Source organism: Bradyrhizobium zhengyangense (assembly GCF_022012555.1).
Lineage (GTDB): Bacteria > Pseudomonadota > Alphaproteobacteria > Rhizobiales > Xanthobacteraceae > Bradyrhizobium > Bradyrhizobium zhengyangense.
The window spans coordinates 1-15,911 of record NZ_JAKLTZ010000002.1 but is presented as its reverse complement, the minus strand read 5'-3'; the positions used below and the strand labels follow the sequence as shown (position 1 = coordinate 15,911).

The following is a 15,911-nucleotide window of genomic DNA, read 5'->3' as shown; positions in this document are numbered from 1 at the left end:
CTGTTCCCGACCTGGCCAGCCCAGGATCCCGTGCTCGCCATTTGGGTGTTCGTCGCCACGATGGGACTGCTGCTGTTGCCGAAGCTGCTCAGCCTGCTGCTCGTCTGGGTACGCCGCTCGGAGCGACGCCAATTCGGCGGGGCATTGCGAGCCTTGGCCGGCGTTTTCGCAGAGATCATCGTCTCGGCGTTGATGGCGCCGGTGATGATGATCTTTCAGTCGATCGCGGTCGTCGAGATTCTGGTCGGCCGCGATGCGGGCTGGCAGACGCAAAGACGCGACGACGGCACGGTGGAGCGCCGCGAGCTCTATCGGAAGTACGGCGCTCCGACCTTGTGCGGGGTCGCGATGGCCGGAAGCGCCTACGCCGTTTCGTTACCACTTCTGCTCTGGATGGCGCCGGTGATCGTGGGGCTGCTGTTCGCTGTCCCGATCGGCGCGCTGACGGCCGGGCCCGCGCCCGGCAAACTGTTCGCCACCCCTGAAGACCGAGAGCCGCCTTCGGTCCTGCGCCGGGCCAACGAATTGAGCGCTGCGGCGGAGGTCGGCATCAAACCCGCTCTGGTGGCGCTGCGCGAAGACCCCGAGCTGCTGGCCTTCCACCTCGCCCAGCTGCCGCCTCCTCGCTTTGTCCGGCCCGGCACCGTCGACGTACATCTGGCGGTCGGCCGTGCCAGGGCGGATGCGAGCGAGACGTTCGAGGAGACCGCCGCGCACCTGTCTTCGCGGGAGGTCTTCTCGATCTTGAACGACGGCTCGGCGCTCTCGACGGTGTTGCAGAAGCGATGAGGGGTTGGCCTGGGGACCGGTTCGAAGCAGCGAGAGGATCGGCTCACAGAGGCGATTATTCGATCAGTTCGTCCGCTTCGATCAAAATGGATGGAGGTACGGCGAGACCGAGTGTTTGGCCGTTTTTGTGTTGATGACCAATTCGAACTTCGTCGGGCGCGAAACCGGAAGCTCGTCGGGTTTCGCGCCTCTAAGGATCTTGCCGGCGTACGCGCCCAACTGGCGATACGTGTCGGAGAGGCTGGCGCCATAGCTCATGAGACCGCCTCCAGCCGGGAATTCCCGAATATGGAAGATGCCCGGCAGACGGTCCCGAGACGAGAGAGCCAAGATTTGCTTGCGCCGGCTGTCGAAGAACGGATCATTCTGCACGATGAGACCCGAGATCCCTGCATTGACCAGCTCCGCAAAACTGGAGTCGATTTCGGCATCGGTGCTCGCTTGCTGAACCCGGAGCTCGCGTCCAAGTGTGCGGGCGGCGGCTGCGATGGATCGCTTGTGTTCTTCGGCCGCCTCGGCGCCGAAGCGCGGGTTCACAAGTAGTCCGAGCATACGGGCCGTAGGGACCATCGAGCAGAGGAGCGCAAGTCGCTTTCCTCCCAAATCGCCGGTAAAGAAGTTGACGCCGGTCGCCATTCCGGGGCGGTTCATGCTCGTCACGAGGCCGGCTTGCACGGGATCTTCGCCGACCACGAAGACCATCGGGACCGGGAAGTTCGCCGCCTTCGCGGCCTTCGCCGCGGGGTCGCCGGCCGCCACCACCAACGAAGGCCGCCGATCGCGGAGATCGGCGGCGAGCGCGGACAACAGGCCGTAATCGCCCTTCGCCCAGCGATACTCGACGACGACGTTGCGGCCCTCGAGGTACCCCATCTCTTCGAGCCCCCGCCGAAACGCATTCGTGTGCGTTTTGGCTTCCTCCGGCGAGCGAGTGCTGAGGAATCCGACGACGGGTTGACCCTGCTGTGCACGCGCGACCGCCGGCATGCCGGCTGCGATCGCAAGCCCTTGGATGAAATCGCGCCTTCGCACTGTTCCCTCCGTTCTTCGAGTTAAACTGCACATTCTGCATGTCGCGCGCAGAGATTTCGGATGCCAGCGAGACCGGCGACAGCGACCACCGCGAAATAACTCGCGCGACGGGAGCGAAGCCGCGTGATCGACTGCAAGGTGTTGTCACTGTTCCAGAGCGCCGAAGCACAGCAGACCGACACTGGCGGCGGTGATCGGGCTTGGGTGGCCACCAAGCGCTGGGAACAAATCCTGTCACGGTCGGCTTGATGCCGGGCGCAATCTCGCGCGGGAGGATTGTCGGTGAAGAAGCTCGGATGGACGATGGCAGTATTGACTGTAGCGATGTTCGGCGGCGCGCATGTCGCTTCGGCAAGATTGGGCATGGCACCCATAGCGACGCAGGACGACAGCATGATCCAGGTGAAGGGCGGGCATGGTCATGGTCACGGAGGAGGTCACCGCGGTTGGCACGGCAACCGCGGGCACCACTACGGTTGGTACATCGGTCGCGGCAACCGGCGGCACCACCATTGAGGTCGGCTGATGGCATCCGCCGGTACTCCGGCGGGTGCCCACGGCCCCTCCGCCACTGCGCCAGCGATTTGCAATTACCGCGTCTCGTCCGCCCTACCTTTTCGAATCGAACTTTGCAGGGAAGGTGGGAAGCGGGTGGGCGCGACGATGCGCTCATTCGATCAGCTCGTCGGCGGAGGCGAGCATGGAATCCGGAACGGTCAATCCGAGCCTTTTTGCCGACCGTACGTTGACCACGGTCTCGAATTTGGTCGGCCGCTCGATCGGCAACTGCGTCGTCGGCGTCCCCTTGAGTACCCGGTCAACGTAGTACGCCAATCTACGATAGCTTTCGGAGAGCTTGGGTCCATACGTGCAGATGGCACCGCTCTTCGCGAACACCTGCCAGCCCGAGATGAGGGGCGCGCGGCGCTCTAGTCCGAAATCGATGATCCGTTGACGGTACTGAATGGCGAAGCCGTCGGAGAAGAGCGATATAGCCTGCGGAGGATCTTTATCCATGGTCGCTAACGCTCCTGCGAGCTGGCTCTCCGTGCCCGTCCCGTAAAATTCCAGCGCGAGACCGAGTTTCTTTGCGGCCTCTTCGGAATAGGCGCGCTCGATTTGGGACCCCGGATGTTCGGGATTTGCGACGATGGCGACGCGCTTCAGTTCGGGCAGGATATCCCGCAGCATCTCGAGACGTTTGGAGTTCAGTTCGGCCGCCATGAAGGTCAGGCCGGTCATGCTGCCGCGCGGATGCGAGAGACTGTCGGCGAGGCCCGCGACGACCGGATCTCCGCTGAAGGCGTAGATGGATGGCGTGGAGAGTTTCAAGCCGAACACGATCGGGACGGCGGCCCCTTGGACCACCAGCAGATCGACGGGAAGACGGGTAAGCTCGGCGGCCAGCGGTCCGACGTGTGATGGGTCGTCATCGCCGTACCGATATTCGATCTTCAGATTCTCCCCGTCTCGATAGCCGAGTTCGGCAAGTCCCTCCCGGAAAGCTGCCAGGAAGGGAGTCAGGCTGGCCTCCCGCTGGGCCGTGAGCCAGCCTATCCGAAAGACCTTGGAGGCCGCACGCACTTGCCTTCGGGCCAGGATCGCCGAGGCCGCCGCGGACGCGATGAAGGTGCGACGTTTCACTGATCTCTCCACCGCTGCTGCACCAAGTCCAGCATCGGTCCATATCGGCTGGTGCTGGAGGGGTCCATCTTCGGGATTATGCGCCGAGATTAGGCCGACTCGGCTTTGGCTGTCGCCGGGAAAAGTCGGCAATTATCCCGCCGCAGCTGCGGAACCTTGCCATCATCCGCGGGTTCTCGCAGGCCGCATGCTGCGGACAGGAGATTTCGATGAAGAAGCTGATGCTGACGTGCGCGACCGCCGCGCTGATCTCGACGGGCGCCATGGCGCAGTCCACTGTCCTCACGACCACCACCGGTGCCGGCCATGCAGCCGCCGTGCAGATCGAGCCGGAATACCGCACCAAGATCCGCACCTACGTCACTGAGCACAAGATTCGTCCTGTGGAGAGCCGCGAGAAGATCGTCGTCGGTCAGCCGGTGCCGCGCGAAGTTGAGCTCGAGGCGGTGCCTGCCGATTGGGGTCCGTCCCTCACCAAGTATCGCTATGTCTACTCGGGCGAACGCGTGATGCTGGTCGATCCGTCGACCCGCACGGTTGTCCAGGAGATCGACTAAGCCTTCCTGGCGGGTCGCTGAAAGCAGCGGCCCGCCACCCCATCCGGCCCTCCGCCGATACCCGGTTTCATCGTTTGCCAGCGGCCGTCCATGCCGATCATTCGTTATTTCGTCTTCGTCGGCGCCCTGCTGCTGGTCCTGCTCTTCGCTGCCGACCGGTATCTGCCAGCGCCGGTCGAGCAGGCCGGCCCATCCGAGCCGGACAGGACCATCATCCGGATCGCCTCAGCGAGGAGCCTTCCGAAGAAGATCGTGTTCGACACGCGGCCGCGTGCCGACTTGCCGACAATTGCGCAGGCCGATCCGCTCCCTGAAGAATCCCGGCAACAAGTGCGCGAAGCCATGGCCGCAATGCCTGTAGCTCCGGCCGCTGAGGCGAAGAAGGAGACGCCTGTGCGCGCGACCGCAGCGGCTCGCCCGCATTCGAAGCGCTCGGCAAAGCTGCAGAAAAGTACACCAGACCGGCGTCTCGCCTTCGAGCGGGCCGATCCGTTTGCCGGCGGATTGTGGTGACGGGAGTATGCTGAAGGAAAGGCCGCGCTTTCCATGGCCCGGCCTTGCTGCATGCGGATCGACGACTCTCACTAGTACCGGCAGTGCCGGGCCCCGGCAGCGAGTGGGTGATGGATACTCCGGCGCCAGGGCTGCTTCACTCCGAAGCATCGAGCGTGGACCACACACGAAGCCTCAGGTTGGGTTCAGTTCATGCTGCGCCGCGGAAGTTCGAGAAATTTCGCTCGCCTATGGAGTGACGGTAACATCGTCGAATTCGCCGCGAAGCGTTCCGCAGTAAGCTCACTTTTCTCGCGTTGGGGGTTCCCATGTTCGATACGACCACGACCGCGCTCTTGCGCGCCGTTTTCGACGAGGTCTGCGAAGACGTCTCGCGCTATGATACGGGAGCACGCACCCACGTGGCCTCAAAAATTCTGGAAGCGGCTACAAACGGGCACACCTCGCCTGAGAGGCTGAAGCAGGTTGGACGCGAAGCCCTTCAAGAAGTTCCGACGATGTGGCGGTAGGTGGAGGAGGGCGGGGGTGAACTTCCAGGTCACTGTGCTCAAGATCCTGGTGAGCTATCCCGACGGGTTTGCCGTCATGGCAGATCTCAAGCGAGATATGGCGATTCTGGCGACGAGCGGACGCGACTGGGCCGAGCGGACCAAGCGCCTCGCCGCTCGCATGCCCGACCTCGACATCTTCTCGAAAGGATTGATCGAGCGCCTGAACGGCGGATGGCGCATCACCGAGAAGGGCCGTGACGCGCTCGAATTGATGGAAGCAAGACCTGCCGAAATGGGGTCGGAGAGCGCTGCATCCGCAGCTGAGCCTTCGACTTCAGCCCTCGCGCCGTCGTCGCTTCTTGCCGCCAGGCGCTCTGGCAGAAGCCAGCGCCTGCAGCGCCGCCGCGCGGCACGCGAGCGAGCCCGCGCCAAAGCGTGCTGAGTGCGCTTTCTCCGACTCACTCGGTCGATCGGGAAAAACCGGAAACTTTGCCGACCGTGTTGAGTTGCCAGCGATCGGATCGGTCGCGGGAAGCTCAAAGATGGTCGACGATGTCGTCTTGAAGAATGCCACGGAGACCGCCTGGACAGTTTATCGCGCGCGGCGCCCTGACGTTGGCCCGCACGACAGTCGGCGCTGTCTCCTCGATCGCCACCTGCAGAAAAGAGGGGAGGAGCGAGAGAGCGATACCCAAGAACTCGCCGGCTTCGGGATTGCCTATCTGCACCGACTCCCGCCAGACGAATGTTGACGAGCATCAAAATGCTCGTTTCGCGCGTAGCTCGCGGAAGCACGAGGCCCTTTTTGACGCTGCTCGCGATCTCGTTTCTCATCTCCGCGGTCGTCGTGATCGGCTTGCGGGTCGTTTTTGGTGATTGAACGATGCGCATCGCCCAGCTTGCCCCCTTGGCCGAGAGCGTTCCTCCCAAGCTTTACGGCGGGACGGAGCGCGTGATCGCCTGGCTGGTCGACGAACTGGTTGGCCTCGGGCACGAGGTAACCCTGTTCGCAAGCGGAGACTCGACGACCAAAGCCAATCTACATGCCGTATGGCCGCGCGCGCTGCGCCTGGGAGGGAGGGGCGTCGATCCGAACGCAGCCTGCGCGCTCCTGATTGAGGCCATCGCCGAGCGCGCACGCGAATTCGACGTCATTCATTCCCACGTAGACTGGCTGCCGCTGCCGGTGCTGTGTCGGACCGGCGTGTCGTTTCTGACGACGATGCACGGCCGGCTCGACCTTCCTGGCTTGTCCGACGTGATCGGGACGTTCGCCGACGCCCCTTTCGTCTCCATTTCCGACAACCAGCGCCGTCCGCTTCAGGGTGCCAACTGGATCGCGACGATTCAGCACGGATTGCCCCAGGACCTGTTTCGCCCCTCCTACGAAGCCGGGTCGTACCTGGCCTTTCTCGGGCGGCTGACGGCGGAGAAAGGGCCGGAAGCTGCGATGCGCATCGCCCGCGCCGTCCGAATGCCGCTCCGGATCGCGGCCAAGATTCCTCGCGCGGAGACGGCCTACTTCAAGAAGAAGCTCGAGCCTGAGATCGACGGCGAGAGCATCCAGCTGGTCGGCGAGGTTGACGAAGTCCGCAAACAACCGTTTCTCGCGGGCGCCGCCGCGTTGCTCTTTCCGATCGATTGGCCCGAGCCCTTCGGCCTGGTGATGATCGAGGCGATGGCATGCGGGACGCCCGTGATCGCCTACCGCTCCGGATCGGTGCCGGAGGTCGTGGAGGACGGCGTCACTGGCTTCATCGTGGACGGCGAGGAGCAGGCGATCGAAGCGATCGAGAAGGTCGTCTGTTTGGACCGAAGAAAGGTCCGCGCCCGATTCGAGGAGCGCTTCGTCGCGAGCCGGATGGCGAGGGAGTATGAAGACCTGTATCGCGAACTGGTCGCTCGTAAGTGACGACGGTCGAAGAACTTGCTCGTGGGACGGCTAAGACGAAAGCGGCCCGCTCGGCGTGCCGGACGGGCCGTTCGTAAAAATCGATTCGCTCAGTGCATGTCAACCAGGAAATAGCTGACGTCGCCGACAAGGAGAACGGCGGGAACGGCCCACAAAATCAGGATGGGCATTTTCGCCTCCAGTAGCTTGTCGGCTAGAGCCTCCGAGCGGCTACTGCTCAGTGCAGACCTTGGTGGTCTTCACGGCGGACTCGGCTTCCGTCTTGGTCTTGTAGACGCCGTCGCCCACAACCGTCGTGGTGGTGGTCGTCGGCTTGGTATCGACAACGGTGCACTTCTTGGTGGTCGCGTCGCGAACGATGTAGAACTCGGCGGCGCTCGCGGCCTGGGTGCCGAGTGCGAAGGCGGCAAGAGCGCCGCATACGATGAGCTTCTTCATGGTGTCCTCCTCAAACAGCCGTAAGTAGTCTGCTAACGAGGGGGGCTCGATCGAAGTTCCACTTATTCCCGGCGGCCAACCGATGGATTTCTCTCAGACCGACGGACGACGGGCTTTCTACTTTTCACCATCGATTATTCGAAAGCGCGGGCCAGGTTGCTTGTCGGGCGGCGCGCTGACTGGGGTCAAATTCGTGTCCTGCCGTTGGGCGCGCTTGCAGTTCGGGCAGACGAAGAGATGGGCGATCGTCGTCCTGGGATTGTCCCGCACGAGTTCGGATCGAAACCACTTCATGGCTATGCGACAGTTGGGGCAGCTCGGATTGTCGAGCTGGTCCAAGGAATCCTTTAACTGCTTCATTGGCCGTCCCCACCCTCTTGTCCTCGAAGTGTAACAGATCACCTAGGTCCGGAAAGTACGAAATGATACGCAGTCCGCTGCAGTGCCGAAAAGATCTGGAGACGCCGGCGTGCGAGCGCGGAGGGGCCGATGGTCCCTTCGGCCCGGCAGCGGAAGCAGAATCTAACGCAGAACTAGGAAGACTTATTTCTATCCCGGTTCGAAGCCGGGCCGTGTCCCCAATTCTTTCGCCCGCCTGCTTGCGGGGCTGCTGACATTTTTTAGCGACGTTCTGCATGGTCCACACCGCGCTGGTCGCGTCATTCGCAGAAGCAGCAATTCTCTGGCTTGGCTGCCGAATAAATCGTCTCGATCCGACAGCTTTTGCCGGTTTTTCCCGAAAGGAACGACCCGCCGCGTCGAGGGTTGATCGACGTCCACATTTGGGAGTTTTCCGATGAACAAGCGTTTATTCCTGGCAACGACCGCTGCCCTCGCCATCGCGACTTCGGCGTTCGCTCAATCTTCCCCGAGCACGTCGAGTTCCAGCCCGTCTGCCACGCAGCGGCAGCAGGATTCCACGTCGACGACCTTGCCGTCCTCTTCCGCATCGACGCCGGCATCTAACCCGTCTTCGGGATCCGCGCAGTCCAATCCTTCGACGAATTCGGCCCAGACGCAGTCTCCGTCGTCGGGTGGTCAGACCGCTGCAGGCCAGTCGTCCAATTCGGGTACGGGCACCAACACCACGCAAGCGCCTGCCTCGAACAACTCGACCAACCAGGCCCAAACCAATCAACCGTCTAATCGGACCACGACGCCTTCCAACCAGGCGCAGAGCAATTCCCCTTCGAATACCAACACCCAGACTCAGAGCGCCAATCCGTCCGCCTCGGGCACCAACCAGGCGCAGTCGCCGACGGGTACCAATACGGCTCAGCAGCCAAACAGCCAGCAGAACACGGCCGATCGCTCGTCGAGCACCAACGTGAATGCGTCGGTGAACATCAATGATCAGCAGCGGACGCGGATCAGCACGTCGATTTCGCACCTGAATGTGCACCCCCTGACCAACGTGAACTTTTCGCTGTCGGTGGGCACGGTCGTACCGCGCGACGTCCGCTTGCAGCCGCTGCCGGCCGAGGTCGTCGAGATCGTGCCGCAATACCGCGGTTACGACTTCGTCCTGGTGAAGGACGAGATCGTTATCGTGGAGCCGTCGACCTACAAGATCGTGACGGTCCTGCCGTACTCCAGCCGCTCGACGGCCTCGGCCCCGGCGCGCACGGAGCAGCGCAAGGTCACCTTCAGCGATCGCGACCGCGAGGTGATCCGCAAGCACGCTAAGGCGCGCCCGGTCGAACGGGAGAAGCAGGTGACCACCGGCAGCACGGTCCGGACCGAGATCCGGACCGGGGAGCGCGTGCCGGAGGGCGTGGAGATCGAGGCCTTCCCGGAGGAGGTCTATCGGGATGCTCCGACCCTTCGCGAGTACCGGTACATCAACCGGGACAGCCGCACCTACATCGTCGAACCCCGTGAACGTCGCGTCATCGAAGAGATCGATTGATCTCGCAACTAAAGGAGAAGATCCATGAAGACCATTGTGCTGGGAGCGCTTACGGCGACCCTGATGGCGGCGTCCGCGAATGCCGCCCCGCTCGCCCCTGCGGCAGTCGCGTCCGCCGAGCTTGGCGGCGTCGAGCAGGTCCGCCTCGTCTGCGACGAGTACGGCCGCTGCTATCGGACCCGCGGCCCCCGCTATGTCCAGCGCTACTACGGCGACGACGACGCTTACGTCGTGCGTCGCAGCTATGGGTACTACGGCGGGCCCGGCTACTACGACCGCGGCTACGGCTACTACGGCGGCGGGCCGAGCATCGGTTTCAGCTTCGGCACCCGAAGCTGGTAACTCCCAGAAGGGGCCGCTCTCCGAGCGGCCCCTTCGACGTCATGCTCGCTTTCGCGGAGAGAGAGATTGTCTGCTGTTGCGAAGCTCCTGAATCAGAAGGAGCAGCTGCTCGCGCGCCTCGACAATGATCCGGGCCCGAACGAGCGCGCCGAAATCCAGGCGTTGCTTGCGAAGATCGAAACGGCGCTGAAGTTGCTGGGCAGCCCGGACTCCGCTGCTGCCGCGACCGACGAATAGCGCTCCGCGAGCGATTTCCCTCCTCTCTTCCCTAGGATCTACCGAGGATAAAGGCCCCAGCTCTGGGGGCTAGGGGGGTGTGAGCTGGGGCCAGTACGGGGTTCGCCCCTGGGGCAGGGGCATTGGGAAAACTTGGCACTTACGCCTTCGTTCCTGCGCAGGAAAGTTTGATCTGCGCGCATCGCCCCTGTTGAATCGGTGAAAGCACGGCACCCGGTAAAACGCTAAGCCGAGGGCGTCCTTTCGTCTGGTCGAGCTCCTCTACTATTCGAATTATCTCTTCTGGCCGAAAGGGTTTCTGAACAATGCGGCTGCCGGGGACGGGACGTGGCGGGACGGGTGAGAAGCCAGTCGCGTAGATGACCGGCAAATTGGGAGACTGCTCCCGATAGCGTTCCGCGATCTGCCATCCATCGACTTGCCCGGGCAACCTGACATCAGTCACCAGGACATCCGCGACGCGGCGGTTGCACCATGCCAGCGCCTCTTCGCCGGTGCTCGCGTGGATCACGTGATAGCCCGCCTCGCGAAGCGCCTCGACGACGAACTCGCGGATCAGAGGGTCGTCTTCTACAAGGAGTATGCTCACTGCCGGCTCTTGAATATGGGTCTCGCATCGAACGGCGCAGCGGCTCGGTCGTTCCCGGCGTCAATGGCTCTTGCGGACGAGCACGGCCTTCTAGAATTGGATCCCGCCAAGGAACAGCTGTCCGCGGCAGGTAGTTTTCAATTCATGAACAGGCTCTCCCCGCTAGTTCTGGAGCACCAACTTCCGACCTTCGCCCGGTACGCCATCTCCGCGAGCATCATGCTCGCCTGCGCCGTCTTGCAGATGGCACTGCAGATGCAGACGGGCTCGCCGGGCTATCTTCTGCTGCTCCCGGGCGTGTTTCTCTCGGGCCTGATCTTCGACCGCGGCTCTGGAATATTCGCGGCCATCATCGCCTTCGCCGTCGGCGCCTACGTTAGCTATGCCGGCAGCATGTGTATCGACTATTTCGCGACGAATGCGCTCTTTGCGATCACCGCCGCCGGGACGGCCGCCATCGCCGAATTCCAGCGTGCCGAACTGCGCCGGGTCGTCATGGCAGACAAGACGAAGGCCTTGCTGCTGCAAGAGACGGCTCACCGGACCAAGAACAATCTGACGATCCTCGGCGGCATGATCAGGCTGGAGGCGCGGGCATGGAGGTCCGGAGGTCGCGACTGCGCTCGAGGCTACCGCGCGCCGGCTGCAGGTGATGGCGGAGGTCTACGACCATCTATCGCCGAAGCGGGACTCGCGCTCCGTGAACATGCGCTATTTCCTGAACGACGTGGTCGAGAAGGTCTTTCAGTCCTTGGCGCCTTCCGGACCGATCGCGTTTCAGGTGGTCTGCGAGGACATCGACCTCGCCAGCAACCATGCACTCGCAATCGGCATGATCACGAACGAACTGGTGACGAACTCGCTGAAATACGCATTTCCTAGCGACAGGCCTGGTCACATCGCGGTCGCGTTTTCGAGCGCAAGCGGCATCGAGCTCTCGGTGTCCGACAATGGCGTGGGTCTCAGTGAGGGGGCGGCGCCGGAGGGATTGGGGTCGCGGATCGTTCAGCTGCTGGCGCAACAGCTCGAAGGCGAAACTTCTTACGAACGGCTGGATCCTGGCCTCAGGGTTCGAGTGCGAGCGCACCCGCGATAGCTGCGGTTCGTCGGCGCCCACGCACGATCCAGCTGGCTGTTCTTGTCTGCCGGCGGTCGCGGGTAAATTGCTTCAGCCAGTCGAGAAGATCCACGGTTCGACGATGCTGGGCGTCGTAAAGGACTCGATCCAGATCCTGGAATTGGTTGGTTTGGTCCTGCATGGCTTTCTCCCGTTCGGAGAGAAGCGTCTCAGCGATTCTGTGCAAAACGAGATACGGGCTTCTTTGGATGGTCTGCGGCCGGTTGCCCCATGATGACCCATATCGCGATGCCGATCGCGAATGCCGACAAAGGGGCGACACGATCGGGTAGCTCCTCACGTAGCTCATGCCTCCCATGAATGGCAAGTCGGGCTTCGACAATGATCAGGATAGCTTGAGCGATCAAAACTTACGTACCCTCGGACGGCAGGCTCCTCGCCAGCCTATCCGGTGCTGGCCCGTTTGAGGCATGCCGACCGGCTCTGATTATGTCCGCCTATCGGGTGGGACCGAAGTGACCGGCGGACGACCAAACTGACGCGCTTGACCCTGGATCGCGGACATAGCGCACTTCGGGTGATCTCTGCACCTTACGCTATGGGGAGGCCGATCTCACGCGGCTTGCAGTATCAACTCGCTCAAACGGTCTGGTGCATCGAGCATAACCATGTGCCCGACGTCCGGCAGTTCGAATGTGGTCCAAGACTTGTCGCTCTTGCAGTCTGCTAGTGCCTTATCAAAGGGCGGCTGTGGAAATTTTGGGAGGCGGATGTATGTCTTCTTCGCCACCTTTTGGAGCGCCCCGGACACCTTGATCGGCTGGAGATAGGTGCCGACTGGATGTGGAGTAACCTTAGACTCGGCGAATGCCCGATCGCGTTCGGCAACAACACTGGCCGGATAATGCGCCGATCCGCGGACGCCCGCCTCGCCCTTGTCGATGGCCGCTTGGATGCCTTTGCGAACCACCTCGGCCGCAGTGTCCGCCCCTCTTTGTCCGTCGGCGGGAATGAAGGCATCAAGCCATACAACCGATGAGACGCGATCGCCGATGCTTTCAAGTGCACCCGAGCCTACATAGCCGGCAAAGGACCACGCCACGAGGCAGACGTTCTCAAGACTCTCCCATCTGATCAGGTTGACGACGTCGGCGATGTGGGTGTCCAGATTGATGTCCCTGCTCAGTAAATGCGAGCGATCGGCCAAACCCGTGAGTGACGGAGCGAAGACTTTGTGCCCCTCATGTTCGAGCCGGTCGGTGACACGGCGCCATATCCAACCTCCACAAAAAGCTCCGCTAATAAAGACGAAGGTCCTTCGTGCCGATTGCGCATGCACCCTAACGGTGGGCGCTGCAGCCACGAAACCAGCGGTCGTGGCACTGCAAAGTATGTGGCGGCGGGTAATATCACTTTTCGTCATGACAAAAGCTCCTTTGATTCAAGGAAACTCCGACCATCAGTCTGAATACGGCCACGAGTATACATGAACGTCGGATACAACCAAGGTGCGCTTAGGCCCTGAGGCGAAGACCATGGTCGCGCTCGGCAGGTCGGCAGTTGAGGTCGAACCGAACGTGCCCAGATCGGGCCAGATCTATGCGAATGACCTCGCAGTCGTGTGCAATCACCTCTCAGTTGGCTTGCGCCGGACGCCTCGCATCACCAAAAATTGGCAGCAATAGGATAATGCTGGCGATATTCTGCTCCGAAGGACGATGGCACGAAAGGGTGGCGGAAATGGATGGACGCGAGGGGAATGGTGAGGATGTCGCCTATGACCGCGCGCTGCTTCTGCATGGCGCGAAACGTAACGAGGTACTGACCTTGGAGGAGGTCCGACGATATGGCGGCGACAGCTTCGGCACGCCGATTACGTCAAGATCTATGGGATGCCGCCCGCGCAATGGTACGGTCGCGGCATTCGATTGCTCGGCCGAACAGCGGTGGAGTGCACGCGCGACGCGCTCGCGGATCTCATCGGCAGCGATGCCGCATCTCTTGCCGCGAAGATGCCCTTGACCTCTAGCTTCACCGTCATCGACCCGTTCGCAGGGTCTTGCAACACACTCTATTGGATCCTCAGGCATCTCATCCAAGCCGAAGGCATTGCCTTCGAGCTAGATCCTCTCGTCTATGCGCTGAGCAATCGCAACATCGCGGTTCTCGACCGGAAGATCGAGTTGGTGCAGGGCGATTACCAGACGCTGCTGGAGAACAGCAAGATCCCGGCGGATCGTGGCGTCGTCGTTTTTGTCGCGCCGCCCTGGGGCACCGCGCTGGATGAGCGTGTCGGGTTGGATCTGCGACGGACGACGCCCCCAATAGGCGAGGTCGTCAGCCGCATCGGGCGCACATTCTCGGGTCAGCCGCTTCTGTTCGCGACGCAGGTCTACGAAAAGGTAAATCCCGCGTCTCTTGCCGAGCTTCGCGCGCTGGTGGATTGGTCGGAGCTTCGCATCTACCGCCTGAACGACGAGGGCAGAAACCACGGCATCTTGCTCGCCACCAAGGGGTGGACTCCGTAGGCCTCTGGCAACTTCGCATGTGTCGATGTGTGCCTCCCCGAAAAGCCCCGCGAAGCTGAAGTCGAACAGGACGGGCGCTTGGAGCGAATGGGGCGCCCCCGTCCGCACTTGCTCGTTCCCGGTTGGGTAGCAGGTCGGGGTGGCTGCGCCCTCCTTGGGCGCTTATGCTATACCGAGCCGGACCGAAGCTGGAGGGAATGCGATGTCCGGTCTTTCCCATTGGCAACTCGACGGCAGCGCGCCGGAGCTCTACGAACGCTATCTTGTGCCCGCGATCACCGCCAAATGGGCGGCCGATCTCGTCGAACGCGCCGGGGTGCGGGCCGAGGAGAAGGTCCTCGACGTGGCTTGCGGCACGGGGATCGTCGCCCGCCTCGCGAGCCATCGGACCGGGCCCGGCCGGGTCACCGGGCTCGATTTGAACAAAGGGATGCTGGCCGTGGCACGCACGGTTTCCGGCGGCGATGGTACGATTGAATTCATCGAAGGAAGCGCCTTGGATCTGCCGTTCGCGGCGGGCGCTTTCGATGTCGTGCTTTGTCAATTGGGTCTGCAGTTCTTTCCCGACCAGAAGAAGGCTCTGCGCGAGATGCGTCGCGTTCTGTTGCCGGGCGGGCGCCTAGCGGTGAGCGTCTACAGCCCGATCGAAAAGACTCCCGGTGCCCACGCCTTCGTGCAAGCGCTCGATCACGTCTTCGGGAGCGAGGCCTCAAGGATCAAGCGCGGCGAGCATTCGTTCGGCGCCGCGCGCGATCTGGAGGAGCTCCTGCGTGACGCAGCGTTCGAGAACGTCAAGGTCGATACCGTCGTCCAGCGGATCGCTTTCCCGTCCGTTCTCGACTACGTGCGCTTCCAGCTTCTCGCGACGCCTATGGCAGCGCTGCTTGGTGGTCGTCCGGCGTCCGAACGTCAGGCGCTGATCGACGAGGTCGCATCGCAAGTCGAGGGCATGTCCGATCCTACGATGCTACAAGGCGGCGAATTCTCCTTCCCGCAGGAGGCCTACGTCGGAACGGTTTCGGCTGCGGGCTGAGCGATTCAACAATCTCCGTTCGGACACTCCGGGCAGGTATCGCCGATCGAATTCAGGACGTCGCGTACCTCCGCGACGGCGTCCGCCGGCGAGACCCCGGGCGGTGGTTCGCGGCGGCCCAAATCGAAGGCGCGCTCCGGGCATGGGGATCGGCGCGGTCCTGCATCCAGCCGTGCTCCTCGCATTCGTGGATGGCGCCGGCCTCCTGCAGCACGTTGATCGCCCACCCGCGCAGCGTCCGGATCGCCGGCCGTCGTTTCTTCGTCATCAGCATCGAAATTGCTTCTGCCGGGAGGAATCCTTCCGCCCTCCTGCTCGTTCCGAGCGGTTAGCACGGAGCAGGGATTCGCTATCGGCAGAGCTCCAGCTTGTCCACCTGTTCCGTATGGCCACCGCGGACGTTGGCGCTGCAGCAACCGAGTTGCCCATCGAGACCCTGCGTTGCCCGAGTCTTGTCGTGACCATGCGCGGCGCATGGCGCTTGGGCTAACGATCCCATCTGCAGTTCTGCGGCGCGCGGGCCGAGTAATGCAGTAGCTTGAAGAGTCGGTGCAATCCCATGGCCCATCGTGGCACATTGCGCTGCCGCTCTGCTGTAGGGTCAAAGCGGACTTACTTTTCGTTGAATCACGCTGCGAGTTTTATGGGTAGACGGCCTCGGTCCGCTCAACGAGGCATTACCCCAAGGGGTGCGCAACTTCGAGCTTGTCCGCCTTAGCGCTCGCGTTCCCATTCTAGTGTTCCCACGACTTTCTTGCCCGGATAGACGGCGCTGATTTGTTCGGCCGTTCTGAGGCTCAGCTTGTCCCCTTCGAGCTT

At 62.4% G+C, this 15,911-nt stretch carries 20 protein-coding genes and 1 pseudogene; 13 read left to right on the top strand and 8 right to left on the bottom strand.

What is annotated here, in order from left to right:
- The first annotated feature begins 30 nt into the window (after positions 1-30).
- Positions 31-789, top strand: a complete 759-nt coding sequence (locus L6639_RS05305) for a glycosyltransferase family protein (RefSeq protein WP_237861322.1) — start codon at positions 31-33, stop codon at positions 787-789.
- An 81-nt stretch (positions 790-870) separates the two neighbouring features.
- Here L6639_RS05305 and L6639_RS05300 read toward each other — a convergent pair whose 3' ends face one another.
- Complete coding sequence (locus L6639_RS05300; protein WP_237859525.1) at positions 871-1,821, bottom strand: ABC transporter substrate-binding protein; 951 nt, start codon at positions 1,819-1,821, stop codon at positions 871-873.
- A gap of 123 nt (positions 1,822-1,944) precedes the next feature.
- On the opposite strand from L6639_RS05300, the gene L6639_RS43030 reads away from it, so the two are divergent.
- Positions 1,945-2,070, top strand: coding sequence for a hypothetical protein (locus L6639_RS43030; protein ID WP_276576225.1), 126 nt, complete (start codon positions 1,945-1,947; stop codon positions 2,068-2,070).
- A gap of 420 nt (positions 2,071-2,490) precedes the next feature.
- On the opposite strand, the gene L6639_RS05295 is transcribed toward L6639_RS43030, so the two are convergent.
- On the bottom strand, positions 2,491-3,465 hold the full coding sequence (locus L6639_RS05295; RefSeq protein WP_237859523.1) for an ABC transporter substrate-binding protein: 975 nt from the start codon (positions 3,463-3,465) through the stop codon (positions 2,491-2,493).
- Between the two features lie 209 nt (positions 3,466-3,674).
- Here L6639_RS05295 and L6639_RS05290 point away from each other — a divergent pair, with 209 nt between their 5' ends.
- The 5 genes from L6639_RS05290 (at position 3,675) to L6639_RS05270 (ending at position 6,938) form a co-directional block, all read left to right on the top strand.
- Positions 3,675-4,022, top strand: coding sequence for a DUF1236 domain-containing protein (locus tag L6639_RS05290; protein ID WP_237859521.1), 348 nt, complete (start codon positions 3,675-3,677; stop codon positions 4,020-4,022).
- A 90-nt stretch (positions 4,023-4,112) separates the two neighbouring features.
- Positions 4,113-4,535 (top strand): hypothetical protein, encoded by a 423-nt coding sequence (locus tag L6639_RS05285; protein ID WP_237859519.1) that lies wholly within the window; start codon positions 4,113-4,115, stop codon positions 4,533-4,535.
- A gap of 308 nt (positions 4,536-4,843) precedes the next feature.
- Positions 4,844-5,044 (top strand): hypothetical protein, encoded by a 201-nt coding sequence (locus L6639_RS05280; protein WP_237859517.1) that lies wholly within the window; start codon positions 4,844-4,846, stop codon positions 5,042-5,044.
- Between the two features lie 16 nt (positions 5,045-5,060).
- The gene (locus tag L6639_RS05275; protein WP_237859515.1) at positions 5,061-5,468 is read left to right on the top strand and encodes a hypothetical protein; all 408 of its coding nucleotides are present in this window, start codon (positions 5,061-5,063) and stop codon (positions 5,466-5,468) included.
- Positions 5,469-5,909: 441 nt separating this feature from the next.
- A complete protein-coding gene (locus L6639_RS05270; RefSeq protein ID WP_237859513.1) occupies positions 5,910-6,938 on the top strand; it encodes a glycosyltransferase family 4 protein in 1,029 nt (342 codons plus the stop codon).
- A 210-nt stretch (positions 6,939-7,148) separates the two neighbouring features.
- Here L6639_RS05270 and L6639_RS05265 read toward each other — a convergent pair whose 3' ends face one another.
- Positions 7,149-7,376, bottom strand: a complete 228-nt coding sequence (locus L6639_RS05265; RefSeq protein ID WP_038383553.1) for a hypothetical protein — start codon at positions 7,374-7,376, stop codon at positions 7,149-7,151.
- 796 nt (positions 7,377-8,172) lie between these two features.
- Between L6639_RS05265 and L6639_RS05260 the strand changes: the two genes are divergently transcribed.
- From L6639_RS05260 to L6639_RS05250, 3 genes are all read left to right on the top strand, one after another.
- Positions 8,173-9,285, top strand: coding sequence for a DUF1236 domain-containing protein (locus L6639_RS05260; RefSeq protein ID WP_237859510.1), 1,113 nt, complete (start codon positions 8,173-8,175; stop codon positions 9,283-9,285).
- Positions 9,286-9,309: 24 nt separating this feature from the next.
- The gene (locus L6639_RS05255; protein WP_237859508.1) at positions 9,310-9,627 is read left to right on the top strand and encodes a hypothetical protein; all 318 of its coding nucleotides are present in this window, start codon (positions 9,310-9,312) and stop codon (positions 9,625-9,627) included.
- A gap of 66 nt (positions 9,628-9,693) precedes the next feature.
- On the top strand, positions 9,694-9,864 hold the full coding sequence (locus tag L6639_RS05250) for a hypothetical protein (RefSeq protein WP_237859506.1): 171 nt from the start codon (positions 9,694-9,696) through the stop codon (positions 9,862-9,864).
- Between the two features lie 139 nt (positions 9,865-10,003).
- Here the strand turns inward: L6639_RS05250 and L6639_RS05245 are convergent, their stop codons facing one another.
- Together L6639_RS05245 and L6639_RS05240 are read right to left on the bottom strand one after the other, a co-directional pair.
- The gene (locus tag L6639_RS05245; protein WP_237859504.1) at positions 10,004-10,453 is read right to left on the bottom strand and encodes a response regulator transcription factor; all 450 of its coding nucleotides are present in this window, start codon (positions 10,451-10,453) and stop codon (positions 10,004-10,006) included.
- Positions 10,454-10,615: 162 nt separating this feature from the next.
- On the bottom strand, positions 10,616-10,981 hold the full coding sequence (locus L6639_RS05240; protein WP_237859503.1) for a hypothetical protein: 366 nt from the start codon (positions 10,979-10,981) through the stop codon (positions 10,616-10,618).
- 124 nt (positions 10,982-11,105) lie between these two features.
- Here L6639_RS05240 and L6639_RS05235 point away from each other — a divergent pair, with 124 nt between their 5' ends.
- Positions 11,106-11,549, top strand: coding sequence for a sensor histidine kinase (locus L6639_RS05235; RefSeq protein ID WP_237859501.1), 444 nt, complete (start codon positions 11,106-11,108; stop codon positions 11,547-11,549).
- Here L6639_RS05235 and L6639_RS05230 read toward each other — a convergent pair.
- Together L6639_RS05230 and L6639_RS05225 are read right to left on the bottom strand one after the other, a co-directional pair.
- Positions 11,518-11,712: a hypothetical protein gene (locus tag L6639_RS05230; protein WP_237859499.1), complete on the bottom strand. Its 195-nt coding sequence runs from the start codon at positions 11,710-11,712 to the stop codon at positions 11,518-11,520. The two genes, L6639_RS05235 and L6639_RS05230, sit on opposite strands and share 32 nt — an antisense overlap.
- Before the next feature lie 432 nt (positions 11,713-12,144).
- Positions 12,145-12,954 (bottom strand): alpha/beta fold hydrolase, encoded by an 810-nt coding sequence (locus L6639_RS05225; RefSeq protein WP_237859497.1) that lies wholly within the window; start codon positions 12,952-12,954, stop codon positions 12,145-12,147.
- A gap of 469 nt (positions 12,955-13,423) precedes the next feature.
- Here L6639_RS05225 and L6639_RS05220 point away from each other — a divergent pair, with 469 nt between their 5' ends.
- Together L6639_RS05220 and L6639_RS05215 are read left to right on the top strand one after the other, a co-directional pair.
- Entirely contained in the window at positions 13,424-14,059 is a 636-nt protein-coding gene (locus L6639_RS05220) for a class I SAM-dependent methyltransferase (RefSeq protein WP_237859495.1), read from the top strand.
- A gap of 202 nt (positions 14,060-14,261) precedes the next feature.
- On the top strand, positions 14,262-15,092 hold the full coding sequence (locus tag L6639_RS05215) for a class I SAM-dependent methyltransferase (protein WP_237859493.1): 831 nt from the start codon (positions 14,262-14,264) through the stop codon (positions 15,090-15,092).
- 5 nt (positions 15,093-15,097) lie between these two features.
- On the opposite strand, the pseudogene L6639_RS05210 reads toward L6639_RS05215, so the two are convergent.
- Positions 15,098-15,366 (bottom strand): annotated as a pseudogene (locus L6639_RS05210) (hypothetical protein).
- Positions 15,367-15,911 lie beyond the last annotated feature (545 nt).